The organism is Candidatus Methanoperedens sp. BLZ2 (genome assembly GCF_002487355.1).
In the GTDB taxonomy this organism is placed as follows: Archaea; Halobacteriota; Methanosarcinia; order Methanosarcinales; family Methanoperedenaceae; genus Methanoperedens.
In genome coordinates this window covers 1-14,260 of the sequence record NZ_NTMG01000042.1, presented here as the reverse complement: position 1 = coordinate 14,260, position 14,260 = coordinate 1, and the positions used below count along the sequence as shown (strand labels likewise).

19 protein-coding genes are annotated in these 14,260 nt (G+C 38.8%); 5 read left to right on the top strand and 14 right to left on the bottom strand.

Annotated elements, in window-relative coordinates; translation table 11 throughout:
• Positions 1–44 precede the first annotated feature (44 nt).
• From purF to CL181_RS07665, 3 genes are read right to left on the bottom strand one after another with little or no spacing between them, the layout of a single operon-like run.
• Positions 45–1,445, bottom strand: coding sequence for an amidophosphoribosyltransferase (gene purF / locus CL181_RS07675; protein WP_097298721.1), 1,401 nt, complete (start codon positions 1,443–1,445; stop codon positions 45–47).
• Positions 1,446–1,456: 11 nt separating this feature from the next.
• Positions 1,457–1,627 carry a 50S ribosomal protein L37e gene (locus CL181_RS07670; protein WP_097298720.1) on the bottom strand — a complete coding sequence of 57 codons (171 nt, stop codon included), beginning with the start codon at positions 1,625–1,627 and terminating at the stop codon, positions 1,457–1,459.
• Positions 1,628–1,655: 28 nt separating this feature from the next.
• Complete coding sequence (locus CL181_RS07665) at positions 1,656–1,871, bottom strand: LSm family protein (protein ID WP_097298719.1); 216 nt, start codon at positions 1,869–1,871, stop codon at positions 1,656–1,658.
• 84 nt (positions 1,872–1,955) lie between these two features.
• On the opposite strand from CL181_RS07665, the gene CL181_RS07660 reads away from it, so the two are divergent.
• From CL181_RS07660 to rsmB, 4 genes are read left to right on the top strand one after another with little or no spacing between them, the layout of a single operon-like run.
• A complete protein-coding gene (locus CL181_RS07660; RefSeq protein ID WP_097298718.1) occupies positions 1,956–2,438 on the top strand; it encodes an RNA-binding protein in 483 nt (160 codons plus the stop codon).
• Positions 2,439–2,486: 48 nt separating this feature from the next.
• Positions 2,487–2,855: a cell division protein SepF gene (gene sepF / locus CL181_RS07655; RefSeq protein ID WP_097298717.1), complete on the top strand. Its 369-nt coding sequence runs from the start codon at positions 2,487–2,489 to the stop codon at positions 2,853–2,855.
• The gene (locus tag CL181_RS07650; RefSeq protein WP_097298716.1) at positions 2,852–3,433 is read left to right on the top strand and encodes a ZPR1 zinc finger domain-containing protein; all 582 of its coding nucleotides are present in this window, start codon (positions 2,852–2,854) and stop codon (positions 3,431–3,433) included. The genes sepF and CL181_RS07650 overlap by 4 nt, the downstream gene beginning before the upstream one ends.
• Positions 3,420–4,799: a 16S rRNA (cytosine(967)-C(5))-methyltransferase RsmB gene (gene rsmB / locus CL181_RS07645; RefSeq protein ID WP_097298715.1), complete on the top strand. Its 1,380-nt coding sequence runs from the start codon at positions 3,420–3,422 to the stop codon at positions 4,797–4,799. Before CL181_RS07650 ends, rsmB begins: the two co-directional genes overlap by 14 nt.
• Positions 4,800–4,848: 49 nt before the next feature.
• Here the strand turns inward: rsmB and CL181_RS07640 are convergent, their stop codons facing one another.
• From CL181_RS07640 to CL181_RS07600, 9 genes are all read right to left on the bottom strand, one after another.
• Positions 4,849–5,562 carry a phosphate ABC transporter ATP-binding protein gene (locus CL181_RS07640; RefSeq protein WP_217993114.1) on the bottom strand — a complete coding sequence of 238 codons (714 nt, stop codon included), beginning with the start codon at positions 5,560–5,562 and terminating at the stop codon, positions 4,849–4,851.
• Between the two features lie 2 nt (positions 5,563–5,564).
• Positions 5,565–6,299 carry an ABC transporter permease gene (locus CL181_RS07635; RefSeq protein WP_097298714.1) on the bottom strand — a complete coding sequence of 245 codons (735 nt, stop codon included), beginning with the start codon at positions 6,297–6,299 and terminating at the stop codon, positions 5,565–5,567.
• A gap of 36 nt (positions 6,300–6,335) precedes the next feature.
• Positions 6,336–7,508 (bottom strand): molybdopterin molybdotransferase MoeA, encoded by a 1,173-nt coding sequence (locus CL181_RS07630; RefSeq protein WP_097298713.1) that lies wholly within the window; start codon positions 7,506–7,508, stop codon positions 6,336–6,338.
• An 81-nt stretch (positions 7,509–7,589) separates the two neighbouring features.
• Positions 7,590–8,519 (bottom strand): ABC transporter ATP-binding protein, encoded by a 930-nt coding sequence (locus CL181_RS07625; protein WP_097298712.1) that lies wholly within the window; start codon positions 8,517–8,519, stop codon positions 7,590–7,592.
• The gene (locus CL181_RS07620; RefSeq protein WP_097298711.1) at positions 8,516–9,265 is read right to left on the bottom strand and encodes an ABC transporter permease; all 750 of its coding nucleotides are present in this window, start codon (positions 9,263–9,265) and stop codon (positions 8,516–8,518) included. The genes CL181_RS07625 and CL181_RS07620 overlap by 4 nt, the downstream gene beginning before the upstream one ends.
• An 8-nt stretch (positions 9,266–9,273) precedes the next feature.
• Entirely contained in the window at positions 9,274–9,639 is a 366-nt protein-coding gene (locus tag CL181_RS07615; protein ID WP_097298710.1) for a hypothetical protein, read from the bottom strand.
• A gap of 40 nt (positions 9,640–9,679) precedes the next feature.
• Complete coding sequence (locus CL181_RS07610) at positions 9,680–10,249, bottom strand: hypothetical protein (protein ID WP_141398835.1); 570 nt, start codon at positions 10,247–10,249, stop codon at positions 9,680–9,682.
• Between the two features lie 5 nt (positions 10,250–10,254).
• Positions 10,255–10,410: a hypothetical protein gene (locus tag CL181_RS20225; RefSeq protein WP_176505109.1), complete on the bottom strand. Its 156-nt coding sequence runs from the start codon at positions 10,408–10,410 to the stop codon at positions 10,255–10,257.
• An 811-nt stretch (positions 10,411–11,221) separates the two neighbouring features.
• Positions 11,222–12,079 (bottom strand): hypothetical protein, encoded by an 858-nt coding sequence (locus CL181_RS07600; protein ID WP_141398833.1) that lies wholly within the window; start codon positions 12,077–12,079, stop codon positions 11,222–11,224.
• A 344-nt stretch (positions 12,080–12,423) separates the two neighbouring features.
• Between CL181_RS07600 and CL181_RS07595 the strand changes: the two genes are divergently transcribed.
• A complete protein-coding gene (locus CL181_RS07595; protein ID WP_217993113.1) occupies positions 12,424–12,711 on the top strand; it encodes a UbiA family prenyltransferase in 288 nt (95 codons plus the stop codon).
• A 226-nt stretch (positions 12,712–12,937) separates the two neighbouring features.
• Here the strand turns inward: CL181_RS07595 and CL181_RS07590 are convergent, their stop codons facing one another.
• Both CL181_RS07590 and CL181_RS07585 read right to left on the bottom strand, forming a co-directional pair.
• Positions 12,938–13,564: a hypothetical protein gene (locus tag CL181_RS07590; RefSeq protein ID WP_097298706.1), complete on the bottom strand. Its 627-nt coding sequence runs from the start codon at positions 13,562–13,564 to the stop codon at positions 12,938–12,940.
• 23 nt (positions 13,565–13,587) lie between these two features.
• The gene (locus CL181_RS07585; protein WP_097298705.1) at positions 13,588–14,157 is read right to left on the bottom strand and encodes a matrixin family metalloprotease; all 570 of its coding nucleotides are present in this window, start codon (positions 14,155–14,157) and stop codon (positions 13,588–13,590) included.
• Positions 14,158–14,260: the final 103 nt, after the last annotated feature.

Below are 14,260 nucleotides of genomic sequence, written 5' to 3'. Positions count from 1 at the left end.
TGTGCCTCACTGTTAATAGAAGTTCCCTCTTTTTTAGTTTTCCCTTAGAATTCCGACAACTTCAATTGTCTCTTTATACATTTCTCTCCCGGGATTTCAACCGGATAGATGCCGCTCAAACACCCCAGGCATAGATCATCCATCGGGATCCCGATGGATTCCACAAGTCCATCTATACTCAAATATCCAAGGGAATCTGCATTTATCAGGGCCTCAACGCCTTTTACTGTCTTGTGCGCAGCTATAAGTTCTTCACGTGTTGCCATATCGATCCCCAGATAACATGGGGAAATAATGGGGGGGCTTGCTACCCGCATATGGATCTCCCTTGTGCCTGATTTACGGACCATATCTATTATACGGCGCGAAGTTGTTCCGCGCACAATGCTGTCATCGATAAGAACAATGCTTTTACCCTCAATATTTGGTTTTATAGTGTTCAGTTTCAGCCTGACTGCCGTTTCTCTCATATCCTGACCCGGCATAATGAATGTCCTGCCTATGTAGCGGTTCTTCATAAGCCCTTCCATATAATCAATACCCGATTTCTTTGAGAAACCGATCGCATATGTGATGCCTGAATCAGGGACAGGCGACACGATGTCTGCTATGGCCGGGTGCTCCTTAAAAAGCATCTCTCCTATTCGCATCCTCACATTATATACAAGCTGGCCATCTATGACTGAATCCGGCCTTGCGAAATAAATATATTCAAATACACAATGGGCAGTATTTTTTGATTTTACCAGCTGGTGGCTTTCGTAAGTCCCATTGTTGAAAACAAGCATTTCTCCGGGAGCTACATCACGTATCAACTGCCCGTTCAAAATATCAATGGCGACACTCTCGGACGCCACTACATAACCATTATCGAGCGAGCCAAAACACAATGGTTTTATGCCAAGCGGGTCACGAATAACAATAACAGTTTTATCTATCAGGATAGCAAGTGAATATGAACCAACAAGCTGTTTTATTACATCTTTAACAGCATCTTTAAGCTCGCTGTGCATCAGTTCCTTGACAAGGAGATGAGCTATGACTTCAGTGTCTGATTCGGATAAGAATATCCGCCCCTCTTTCTCAAGCTCAGTCCTCAGTTCTTTTGAGTTTACAAGATTACCATTATGAGCGATAGCTATAGTCCCGCTTTTAAAACTTACAAGAAGAGGCTGGCAATTCTCGATCTTTGAACTGCCTGTTGTTGAATATCGGACATGTCCTATCCCTACATGACCTTTGAGTTTCTGTATATCTGCCTTGTTAAAAACATCTGGCACAAGACCCATACCTTTTAAAGTACGGACCTGGCTGCCATCATGAACAGTTATCCCTGCGGATTCCTGTCCCCTGTGCTGGAGAGCAAAAAGTGCATAGTAGATAGACAGTGCGGCAGATGTCTCCTCTTTAAAAGAGACACCGACTATACCGCATTCTTCATGCAACCGTGGTCACCTTAGTAACCGCATTTTTCCTGCCATTTGTAGGATCTCATGTGTGTAGTCTTACCGAAACCACACGATGCGCACATTTTTGTGTGCGTGTTCATTGATGCTTTTCCACATCTTCTGCATATAACATGTGTTTTCTTCTGGTTCTTACCGAATGAAGGCGTACCTTTTGACATATTTTAATCACCTTTTTAAATCTTATTCTTATGGGGAAATAAATACTATATTATCCCCGCGTACAACTGCTGTTCCAAGTTTTTTCGTTCCGTTCTCTTTTATTTCCTCGGCATTAGCCAGGACGATATTCATGTGTATATCGTATCCCTGTAATTCGCCTCTGAACTCTCTCTGGCCTTTTAACCGTATCAATACTGACTTATTTAACGCATTGTTTAGAATGTCGAGGGGTCTGTTTCCCATAAAAACGCTCCTTAATATTAATAAACCATTAATTCAATAGTGCACCAAAGTAGTTCGTACAATATTTAAAACTATTGGTGAGTAATGAAAATAAAGTCAAGGAATGTATTAAGAAAAACAGATCAGAAAGCTCTTGTAAATGATATTGTCGAGGCATTTGGTGATGCATCATCATTTGAGGGCAGGAAGCTTGAATATGTAGAAAGCGAGGGACAGGATTTCATTTTCGTGGATGGGGAACCTGTTTTGTTTAAGATAGACGGAAAAATATTTCCTACTGTAAAAGGCGCCCTTAAATTGAACCCGACGCGCCGCATAGTCCTTGTTGATCCTGGGGCTGTGAGGTTTATCATAAATGGAGCTGACACGATGAGCCCGGGGATTGTTGAAGCAGATCCGGCTATAAACATAGGCGATCTTGTTATCATCGTAGAGAAAGCACATGGGAAAGCGATCGGTATCGGAAGAGCCCTTATGGCAGGAAAAGAAATGGTCGGGGGAAAAGGCAAGGCAGTAAAGTCCATACACTATGTAGGGGATGAAATCTGGAACCTTGAACAGAAATAAATAAATAGATATAAACAATAAGGAGTACGAAGTAAAGGTGAATATTTCATGGGTAAATTTATAGATAATCTTTTTGGCGGCGGGAAGAAGACAAAATCAGATGCGGATGAATATCAGGAACTTGATCTTTCAGAATATGAAGAGGGTTTTCAGGGCGAAACAGCCAACGCTTATATAAAAATAGCTGAATTATCAGGACTTGAAATGATGCCTGAATTAAAAAAACAAATTTATGAGGGCAATATCCTGATGATCGATGTCTCGCCTGCAAAAAAAGATAAAATGGTTTTTGACAGGGCGATCAAGGACCTGAAAGCAGTTGTCAATGATGTACATGGTGATATCGCGATGATCAAAGAAGACCAGGTTATCGTGACCCCGCGCGGCATGCGTATAGACAGGCAAAAGTTAAAGTGAACTCAGAATCAGGCAGTATTTTAACAGTTACCAGAAGCGTTTGCCCCCTTTGCAGCAAAGAACTTGTTACAAACTGGGTAAAAGATAATATTCCTTTTTTTGGTGAAGTAATGCATATTACTTCAAAGTGTGAATGCGGTTTAAGATATTCTGATACCATGATCATGGACCAGCGCAAACCCGTTCGATATGAAATGAAAGTCACGACACGGGAGGACATTGATGTGCGTGTGGTTCGCTCAACATCAGGAACAATAAGAATACCAGAACTGGGGGTCGATATAGAACCAGGACCAGCTTCCGAATCTTTTATTTCAAATATCGAAGGCGTGCTTGACAGGGTGAGTGATATCCTGGAGATGGTAATAAGATGGAATGAAGAACCTAAAACCCGGCGCGCACAGGAATTACAATCTATCATCGAGAAGGTCAAAGCCGGGGAATTTGAAATTACAGTTATTATCGAAGATCCTCTGGGCAATAGCGCCATAATTGCAGAAAAAGCAACACACAGGGAACTTACGCAAGAAGAGGCGGCCTGTCTTAAGACGGGTATGATCATTTTTGAGAAAGAATAATAAGAGTTATAAGAGTAACGCTCTTATCAGGCAAAAGAGCTACAATTCAGTTCTTTTGCTATTAAATTCAATACTCCATGATAAGAAATATCCCGATATCATTATTAGTGAGCTTTTTAAAAATGAAGATTTTTCATCTGGTGAAAAAACTGTTATCGTTGATCTCGTTTATGGGATCTTGCGCCATCTGGGAAGGCTGGATTACATAATCGGACACGCATCAAGAGCCGCTATGACAAATCTTGATCCGGAAATACTTAATTTATTCAGGATATGCACATACCAGGCCTTATTTACGAATGTATCCGCAGCAGGAATAGTAAACAATGCAGTAGCGATGTCATCGGACAATAGTAAGTTAAGCGGATTCGTTAAAAGAACGGTTGAAGCAGTATTAAGGAATAAAGACATGGTCATCTTCCCTGATCCTGAAAAAGCTCAGATCGAATATATTTGCGCATACCATTCACATCCGCGCTGGATCGTGGAAAAATGGCTCACAGAAATGGGGTCGGTTAAAGAAGTTGAGGCTTTATGCAGTGCTAATAACATGGAGCCGCCTTTGACAATCAGGGTGAATCCACTGAAATCGGATATCGGATCACTTCAAAAAATGCTTGACGGGGAGGGTTATTCTTCATCAAGGACGGAATTATCGCCATCTGGCCTGATTGTTAATAAGAAAGAAGATATTTTTAAAACCCGGGCTTTTAAGGAAGGGCTTTTCGAAGTACAGGATGAAGGAAGCCAGCTTGTTACGCTTCTTACAGGGGTAAAGCCCGGAGAACTTGTAATTGATGCATGTGCAGGGAATGGCGGAAAATCCCTTTTCCTTTCAGGATTGATGAAAAACCGTGGAACTATAATCGCTTCAGACCTGTCGGCTGTTAAACTTTCGAACCTGCGGCGCCGTGCGGGAAAAGCTGGAGCGTTCAATATTAAGACCGCGAACAGGGAGGCATTAAATGAATATAATAATATGGCGGATTGCGTTTTCATAGATGCGCCCTGCTCAAGCATGGGGGTTTTCAGGAGGAACCCGGATTCGAAATGGCGGTTGACCCGGGATGATGTCAGAGAACTTGCAGTGAAACAGAAAGAGATATTAAGTGAATACAGCAGGCTTGTTAAGCCCGGAGGAAGATTTGTCTATGTTACATGTACGATAAGCAGGGAGGAAAATGAGGATAACGTGCACGGTTTTCTTGCGAAGAACAGGGATTTTTGCCTGGTTCCGGTATCGGAAATGCATGATTTTAAATCTGGCAAATTAACCTCTGATGATGGATTTTTCAGGTCATTACCGCATGTTCATAATACTGATGGGTTTTTCGGCGCTGTCATGATGAAAAACAAAATCATGTAATCCCACCGCAAAGAGCGCAAAGTTTTCAAACAAAGAACATAAAACCCACTCAATAAATCATCTCACCCTTCAAAAACGCCTCCGACCTTGCATCTTTTGGCTTTGAAAAAATCCCATCTTTGCTGTTCACTTCGATCAATTCCCCGTTCAGCAATATTCCCACCCTATCGGCGATGCGCCTGACCTGGGGGATATTATGAGTTGCAAGCACAATGGTCGTCCTTCGTTCATTCCTGATGCGTTTGATGATCTCTTCAATCTTCGTTACATTGGCAGGGTCAAGATTTGCAGTTGGCTCATCAAGAAGAAGAATTTCCGGGTCATAGACGATCGCCCTTGCAAAAGCCATGCGCTGTGCCTCTCCTCCTGAAAGTGTGCGAGCGTTCTGGTTTTCCATTCCAGCAAGACCAACAATATTCAAAGCTTCATTGACTTTTTTTTCTACGATTTTTTTTTCAATACCGCGCACTTTGAGCCCATACGCTACATTTTCAAAAACCGATTTATTAAAGATTGCAGGCGTCTGGAAAAGAAGAGACATCCTGCGCCTTGTATCAAGTACTCCCGGGGTTTTCATCCCATTATATTTAATTTCGCCTTTAATTGGTTTCTCAAGAAAATTCAAAATGCGAAGAAATGTTGTCTTACCTGTCCCGCTTGGCCCGATCAGGGCGAAAATCTCTCCTTCTTTGATTTCAAAGTTAATATTTCTTAAAACCTCTTTATTCCCGAATGCCATGTAAAGATTCTCTATTCTTATCAATTCTAATCAGTCCTCTGGAAATAGTTAGCCAGGATATTCACAGAAAGAACAAGGGAGATGAGAATGATCCCGAGGGCAATCGAGGTCGAAATATCGCCTTTACTTGTTTCAGATGTTATTGCAGTCGTGAGTGTACGGGTTTTGGACAATCCTTCCCCGATTCCACCCACACTTCCAGTGTAGGCGATATTTCCGCCTACGATGAGAATTGCTCCCACTTCTGCAAGTGCCCTTCCGAATCCTGCAAGTATCGCTGTAATCATTCCGAACCTTGCCTCTTTTAAAGTCTCAATTACGGCATCCTTTTGAGTTCCGCCAAGTGTATGAACGGTTTCTATTATGGATTGAGGCACTGCCTTTATTGAAGCAAGACAAATACCTGTAATTATTGGTGTTATGAGGATATACTGTGCAAGGATCATTGCTTCCCGTGTATAAACAATATCCAGGAACCCTAAAGGACCGACAGGCACGATCATCAAAAAAACAAAAAGACCTACAAAAACCGGGGGCAGTCCCATGCCTGTATTGATAAGTGTAACAAGCGCCTGCTTACCCCTGAAGTTCAGGAACGAAATAGCAAACGCAAGTAGTATTGCGGTAAATGTTGCAAGTATAGTGGCAGTGCCTGATACTTTAATAGAAACGCCTGTTATGCTCAGGATATAGGGGTTTAAGCTGAATATCAATTCAAACGCCCTGATAATTCCCTGTATCAAAAAGTCGGCACTGCTCATGTTAGCCTTCAGCTTCTTTGTTTATTCATATTTACCTCAACAGAAGAGATATACATTCACCACTTCACCTTTTTCAATATTTCTGTCTGTTATTACATATCCTTCAACGACGCAAGACCGGGGAGATGCCGAGATTATAGCAGTATTATACTCCCGATCAAACAACTTTATATCTGTGCCATATCCAATAGCTGTGTTATTTACTATCTTCATGAAAAGGATATATTCAAAACCTTTTTCCGGCAGCACAACATCCTCATTTATCGTAATCTTATGCATTGCCCTTGGCATATCCGTGAAATATCTTCGCACCACTATTTCAAGAGCAGTGAAAGCCCCCGTTGGTTTGCCCGGAAGTGCAAATACAGGAGTATTATTCACAATGCCTACAGCGCAGGGTTTTCCGGGCCTGATAGCAACCCTGTGGAATACTGTTTCTCCTGTTTCGGCAATGATATCTGCAACAAAATCGCGCTCACCCACAGAAACACCGCCTGTTGTAAATACTACATCGAACTTTTCGCAGGCTTCGAGCAACATCTTCTTTGTTTTATTATAGTCATCAGGAACAGTGCCTATAAATTCGGATTCGTGGCCTGATTCTTTCAAAAATGCCTGTATCAGCACTGCACTTGTATTTTTTATCATTCCATTATAAATTTCTGTGCCCGTGGAAATTATACCGGCTCTGGTTTTTTTATAAACCGGGACTTTTTCGATGCCAAGGCTATATAAAAGCGCAGCGCTCTGGGGCATTATACGGTGATCTTTCTCAAAGATCCTGTCCCCGGCACTGTAATCCGAGCCTTTTCGGAATACGTTTTCCCATTTCTTGAGAGCTTTCCCATAAAGGATATCTTTTTGAACGTCTGCATCTTCGATTTTCAGCACGGCATCTGCACCTTCCGGGAGTATTGCCCCTGTTGCGATTGCCATAGCCTCGCCGCTCTTTATCTTTGTAATGCCGTCGCCAGCGTATACTTTCCCGGATATTTTTAGCGGATAAACATCCTCATGTCTAACGGCAAATCCGTCCATTGCGGCAATATCGAATGCCGGGGACATGGAATCCGCAATAATATCTTCACTGATTTCCCTTCCCACAGAGTCAGAAAGAGCAACCTTTTCTGATTCACGCCTGAAGTAATATGTGTTTTTAAGCTGCTTTATTTTTTCAAGCGCTTCATCAAGAGTTATTATTGTTTTCACATTATCTCCACTTAAAATTCAAAATCGGACTATATGATATTATATCTCTCTAATGCGGGTTCAAACAAAATCTTTTCTCCATTAATAAGAATTGGTGATATTAAAGAAAGCATCTTCCAAAGACAGTGAATTTTCTACAAGCTTGAAAACTCTTCCACCATTTTCAACAATTAATTTATTAATCTCTGGTTTTGTATCGTCCATAGAATTCACAAATATATCTAAAATATTTTCAGCTTTTAACTCAGTTTTAACTACAAACTCCAAACTTTCTATCAAATTTATTATCTTATGAGATAGGTTATAAACTCCCACTGTTACCACACCATTGGATTCAAGATGTCGAATTGTCTCTATTTTGTCTTCTGCAATTATTTTCCCTTTATGTATAATTCCAACTCTATTACATATTTCTTGTATTTCCAACAAATTATGAGACGAAATGACTATAGTAATCCCATTGTTGTTGAATTCACAAAGTATTTCTTTTATTTGTCGGGTTCCGGCTGGATCGAGCCCATTTGTTGGTTCGTCGAGAATTAATATTTTTGGTTTGTTCAAAAGAGCCTGAGCAATTGCAAGGCGTTTTTTCATACCATGTGAGAAATAACCTACATTTTTTTTCATTGCCTCTTTCAAACCAACTTTGTCTAATAATATATTTGATTGTTCCAGGGCATCTTTTTTAGTTAATCCTTTTAATCTTCCATAATAGATCATATGACTCAATGCGTTTCTGCTATCGTAAAAACTCGAATCCTGAGGGACTAATCCAATAATTTTTTTTATATTGTTTGATTCAATATCCATATCCATATCATCTATAATGATCTTTCCGCTTGTAGATATCAAAAGACCGGACAATAATTTTATAGTAGTAGTTTTGCCAGCCCCATTTTCACCTAAAAATCCATAGATATCCTTATTTTTTACATTCAATGAAACATCATTTAAAACAAATTGGGAGCCATACTTTTTAGATAGACCTTCTGTTGTGATGATCGAGGTCATAAATCCCTCCTCTTAATGGCAAATAAACTCATTGATAAAAATATTATTTCATAAATGATCATTGCAAAGGTGTTTTTAAATAATGCATAAAAATCAATCACATGTGTGGATTTTCCGAAAAACCCTATATTATTAATACCGTAAGAAAAAGGTGTAAAGTACTTTAGGAAGCTGTCATTTCCTTGAATAAGAAGGAAAAATAAAATACCCAGAAAAACAATAGACATTATCAAAGAAGTACGATTGTTTTCTGACAGAGCTGAAATAAATAAAAAGATAGTTATAAAACATCCCAAATAGAGACTTGAAAATCCCCAAAATAGAACTGCTGTACCTAATTGAATTGTATTATTTGAAAAATATGTATAGAATAAATTTATAATTGTAATCGCAAATAAAGCAAATACAAATACTATAAACAAAGCCAAAAATTTGCCCAATACAAATGAAGCCCTGTCTATTTTTGAGATAATATATCTTATTGAACCAGTCTCTACTTCATTACTGATGATATCAAAAGATGCCATCATGATTAGAAACGGGCCTAAAAATAAAATAATGAAATAAGAAATCAGATAAAATGGGATGTCTGCATTGCTTTTAAAAGAGAACAAAGATAATATTGATGTGCTGTAATGGTTTATTACTACAAAAAGAAAGATAAAAAATCCACTTAGTGTATATTTATTCCTTGAACCTCTTAATATTTCATCTTCCCCAATAATTCCTATTTCTGAAAGATTCATAAAAGCTCCTATCTATTCTTTCTCAGATTATATGTAACAAATGCACTAAACGACCCAATGATTGAAAATAGACCAATCATGATTACCATAAAACCGATAAATACACCTACAACTGCTTTCCCGGATCCAAACAGAATATCAGCCTCGGGATCAAATATAGCTATTGCTGTCCAGGCGATTAAATTATATATGGAAATCGAAATAAATGTGTGCCTAATTGGATTATTATCTATCAGTAAGCCAATGGTTATGCCCACGAGAATTGCGCTTATGGTCCCCCGGGAAATCGTTCCAGAAATATTTAATAATTCAAGTATGCCGAAAATTACAAGGCCGAGTATTATCCCAATTATCAACACTTTTTCATTTTTCATATTTTATTCTCTTTTATATTTTCTGTTCCTTCATAGATAGCTAAAACTTAGAAGGTATTTCCTGTGAATATGCTTTTTTAAATCTTTCTACCTTATTTTGATGATCTGTTTGATTTGTAACAGGAAGATTACCACAGTTGGGTACAATTATAGTATGCCATCCATCAATATCATTAAATCTGGTAGCAAACAGATGAGTGTTACCCGGCTCCAGAAGTTTGTCTCCTTCGATGAGATGTAATTCATTCACTCCTCCTTTCTCTTTGTATCCTCCATATTGGCTCACTATGATCATTCCGCTGAGGTTTCCTTTTATATTCTCAACAACCTCAATGCTAAACTGCGTTTGTGGCGAAAAACCTGGTGTATCGCCAGCTTCAGGTGGTGGAGTGTTTGCTTTATTTCCAGTTTGGGCTATAACCTTTCCAATGAATACATTATCTGCAAAACTTACTAATTCGCGGTCATCGGTAACATTAAATGCAACATCACCACTACTATAGCTGATTTCTCCGCTATTGTATCCATTTGTTTGCATGAACAAGAGACCTGTGCCGATCAAACCTGCCAGTATTACAAATACAATACTTATTTTAGTTTTCGTTAGCATATTTATCATCTACATATATATTTATAGTCCTCAATATCGTGCTGCCCTAATTGTGTATATGATCTTAATCCATCAGCCATTAAATTGGGATCATAACTGTGACCACCCGGTGCATGACCCAACTCATGTAAAGCAGTTTTTTTCTCTTCATATTTTTTCATCCTTTTTATATTTTTTCCTTTTTTTCTCCCTCATCAAGCGCGGCGCATATACTTTCGTAGTCTATTGAACAGTTGCCAGATTCCATCTATTGCCGCAATAACTACTATACCAGTAATCACAGTAAAAACAGCAAAATACGGTAATTTGATGAGATTTAATTGAATAGCAGCAACTATGCTAAAAGATACGACTCCCCAAAGCGCTCCTATACAAACCAATCTTTTATAGTTCAAAGAATCTAAAATAAAAAATACGACGCTAAAAAGAATAGATTAAACACTAAGGCAATAAAAAAAACAGATCGATAATTTTGAGCTTTCGCTAATAAAAATAAGGTCAATATTAAATTAATAAAAGAAAGTCTTGCTCCAATGGAAAATCCGGTTAAAAAAGAAAGGATCAATAAAGCACTTACAAATATAAGAGAGGCGGAATCGTGTATCTTTTTCTGGTGTCTAACATTTTTTTTTATAATTATGATTGAAGATCCTGTTATGGAAATTATTATAAAGGAAAGAACCACATAATTAAGTGGTTCACTTAACGAAATCCGTCCGAAAATTTCTATATCAAGAAGTACCAGCAACCCACTTACTGAGACCGTAAGAAAAGATAGAACCAGTAAAATATCTGATACTGATAAAGTAGCAGAGTCAAAGGATGCTCGTTTTGATTCAGCTCTTACTTTGATCATTAGAAATAATATTACAATTGTAAGAGCAAATAGCAGATAAATATAATTCTTCCAAAAAAAAGTTATTAAAGTTTGAAGCATATTATATCCAGTAACAAATTAAAACGGGAGGTGCATTAGCTAGCATACACATCCCCATCAAGCAAAAACCAATCTTCACCAGAATGAGTGGTGTCCCACCAATAGTCATACCAGGAATCATTTCTTCCCTGTATCTTACTCCAATGTTCGGCGTAAGTAACCCAACTATCAAAACCCCAGTCATAGTTATGGAATTTGCTATTAACTTCAGAGGATAGAGAGGTTCGACCGGAAGAATAGGTGACGCTACCTAAGAAGTTGCATGAATCCACAAACCAATGCGTATCTAAAGAAGATGGATTGGCAGCCCAGCAACCCGAAGTGCGCCAGTTAAAATCTACAGTTCCATCGGTGTTGATCGTCCATGTTAATTGATGAGTTGTTTTTGCCAAGTCTTCTCCGGGTGGGTCATCTGTCACAACAAGCACGGTTGCTGAATGCTGGCCAGTAGTCATTGCGGCAGATTCGTCTGGAATCGATTTTGATTTGCCATTATTTATTTCAACGTTGGTAATTATGGGTGTAGTTTCTCTTAAATCTGCTACGGCAAGTTTTGTTGTTTTGTAAGTACCTTTTGATATATTTACTTCCCAATGAAAGTATTGAGCTGGTGCTCCAACCTGCTTTTCGCCACTGCCACTTATCTTTACAGAACCATCGGACCATTTAGTTGCCTGAAGCGAATCTAATATAACCTCGCTGCCAGCCTCAGGTTTAAGCTGTTTTATCTCAATAATTTTTTTATCTTTATTCTCAGGCGCACCTTGGGCGCTTGCCGCCGGCACAAACGCCATGCTCAACAGCAGCATCGCCGCAAGCAGCGCACCTAATTGCATTCCTTTACTTTTCATATTTTTTATTCCTCCATTTATATTTTTCTTTGCTGCTCTCATCAGGCGCGGCGCTGGCTTTAAATAAGTTCAAAGCTAACATTACCATGCCTTCGGGCGATCCGGGGTTCAGTTGCTCTCGCAGAACCGCTGAACCCCACGTTTTTTATGGGTTGTAAAATCCAGTTATCAGAGATTTTTTCTCCCCAACCTGCCAACTTTACCGACCCATTCTTATGTACAGATTTTCTCCGTACACCAACTTATTTTCATGTATAATATTTAAATCTATCGTTTTTATATCAATATTACTAAAAACTAAAAAGAAAATGTTTAAATAAACAATTATGGTGCTAAATTACAACAAATAATTCATATTTTTATGAATTAAACACGGGGGAATAAGAATGATTTTAAAAAATCCATATATATTAATCCTTAAATTGAAAAGCAGTATTGTTGACCTTTCTGTAGTAGCAGTAACATGCGCAGTCCCTGGCACCCGGGATTACAGGGCAGCTATCGGGATCATTGCCGGAATACTGATCCATGGTGCATGTGATATCATAAATGATATCTATGATGTTGAAATAGATAAAATCTGCAAGCCAAAGGGAGCGATCGCATCAGGTCAGATATCAGAGAAAAATGCATGGAAATTACATGATTTTATTAATTTCGGCACAAATATTTAAGATAATACTATCAATGCAGCTATACTATTTGGTTTTCGGAAGTAGGATCAGGTATTGTGCTGTGCCTAATTAGGCATATGATAAATTTGGGATAACGAGCGCAGACGGCACTCATGTGCCTAATACTGTGGGAACTCAGGCAATAATGAAATCGTATTTAAAAAGAATATAAACTCTCTTCACAGATGATTGTTTCCTAGTTTTCATAAAAAATGAAAAAAGAGACTCATTGAGTCCCTATGGAATTCAACAACTCTTCAAGAGGTATTTTCTTGTGTGCTTCGGGAAGACCGGGTCTTACTGCTTGATTATCATTTGTAATGCTGAACTTACCATATTTCATATCATATACTCTGTAGTGGGTTCCAGCACTATTATCCGTATCCATATCTTCTTTTGTAAGAAACAGCAGTACATTCTCACCAGCTTCAAACTTAGCCTCATCTTCTACCTCCATTCCATATTCTCCTACTTCCCCACCAATTGTCCTCACAGTTATCATTGCCGGAGTTGATTTATTTTTTATTATTCTATCTATTTTAATAATTACATCTGTATAGATCTTTTTTGCTTTTCGTTGTTTATAGAATTCTTCTTTTGATGTTGCCATTTTATAGTCCGATGTCGGTTTTATCCCATCTGGGGTATTCCATCTACTTGGAAGGATTTCTATAACACGACCTATGATAATACTATCTGATCTATCTGCTAGGTGTGAGTTGTTAAATACAGCTTTGGTCCATGAGGCTGAACTTACGGCAAAAGTAGGTTCTTCTGTATTCGCATCAATTAATGCCATAGCACCAGTAATAAGTATTGCTGCCAGCAATATCGTTATGTGTAATTTCTTCATATTGTATCTCCTCATTATAGTTATTACGTTCCATATATGTGTATTATACCATCTATATCGTCCTGTTCTAATGTTCGTCTCCCGATTGTACCCCACCCTTCATTATACATGGTGTTTGTCCACTCATCAGGAGTCTCACCCAATTTTAACCAGTGACCAAACTCATGTGTGGCTACATCCTGAACATCTGATTGCCAAGGAGCTGGATTTCCTGTTGTTGACCATTCTAGATTGCTATTAAACACTGTTTCAACATCTATAATTGTATTTGGGTCCCAGGTATAAACAGTCGTAGTCGTCTCAGCCTGTTTGTCAGCAGCAAGTTGATCTTTATATATATTTGATGTCCAATAGTCTTCACTGAACCTGAACGTTGAACCTGCAGCATTCCAAGTAGATGCGGCCTCTCTTATTGCAGGTTTCCAATCAGATGGTATCGACCCCCACCAGTCCCATCCATATTCAGTTGATGTTCCTGCCCACTTAAGTCCAGTATCCTCATACGCACTGGCGGGTGTTGATGCAAATACTACAAAAAGTTGTAGTGTTGCCGCAAGCACCGCGCCTAATTGCATTCCTTTACTTTCGTTCATATTTTATTTCTCCTTTATATTTTCTTTTCTTTGCTACCCTCATCAGGCACGGCGCTGGCTTTAAATAAGTTCAAAGCTAATCTTACCATGCCTTCGGGCGATC

Excerpts from the sequence above, each read along its gene's own strand:
- CL181_RS07670 (WP_097298720.1), bottom strand. The coding sequence starts at position 1,627 with ATGTCAAAAGGTACGCCTTCATTCGGTAAGAACCAGAAGAAAACACAT.
- CL181_RS07665 (WP_097298719.1), bottom strand. The coding sequence starts at position 1,871 with ATGGGAAACAGACCCCTCGACATTCTAAACAATGCGTTAAATAAGTCA.
- CL181_RS07660 (WP_097298718.1), top strand. The coding sequence starts at position 1,956 with ATGAAAATAAAGTCAAGGAATGTATTAAGAAAAACAGATCAGAAAGCT.
- sepF (WP_097298717.1), top strand. The coding sequence starts at position 2,487 with ATGGGTAAATTTATAGATAATCTTTTTGGCGGCGGGAAGAAGACAAAA.
- CL181_RS07635 (WP_097298714.1), bottom strand. The coding sequence starts at position 6,299 with ATGAGCAGTGCCGACTTTTTGATACAGGGAATTATCAGGGCGTTTGAA.
- CL181_RS07625 (WP_097298712.1), bottom strand. The coding sequence starts at position 8,519 with ATGACCTCGATCATCACAACAGAAGGTCTATCTAAAAAGTATGGCTCC.
- CL181_RS07620 (WP_097298711.1), bottom strand. The coding sequence starts at position 9,265 with ATGAATCTTTCAGAAATAGGAATTATTGGGGAAGATGAAATATTAAGA.
- CL181_RS07615 (WP_097298710.1), bottom strand. The coding sequence starts at position 9,639 with ATGAAAAATGAAAAAGTGTTGATAATTGGGATAATACTCGGCCTTGTA.
- CL181_RS07610 (WP_141398835.1), bottom strand. The coding sequence starts at position 10,249 with ATGCTAACGAAAACTAAAATAAGTATTGTATTTGTAATACTGGCAGGT.
- CL181_RS20225 (WP_176505109.1), bottom strand. The coding sequence starts at position 10,410 with ATGAAAAAATATGAAGAGAAAAAAACTGCTTTACATGAGTTGGGTCAT.
- CL181_RS07600 (WP_141398833.1), bottom strand. The coding sequence starts at position 12,079 with ATGAGAGCAGCAAAGAAAAATATAAATGGAGGAATAAAAAATATGAAA.
- CL181_RS07595 (WP_217993113.1), top strand. The coding sequence starts at position 12,424 with ATGATTTTAAAAAATCCATATATATTAATCCTTAAATTGAAAAGCAGT.
- CL181_RS07590 (WP_097298706.1), bottom strand. The coding sequence starts at position 13,564 with ATGAAGAAATTACACATAACGATATTGCTGGCAGCAATACTTATTACT.
- CL181_RS07585 (WP_097298705.1), bottom strand. The coding sequence starts at position 14,157 with ATGAACGAAAGTAAAGGAATGCAATTAGGCGCGGTGCTTGCGGCAACA.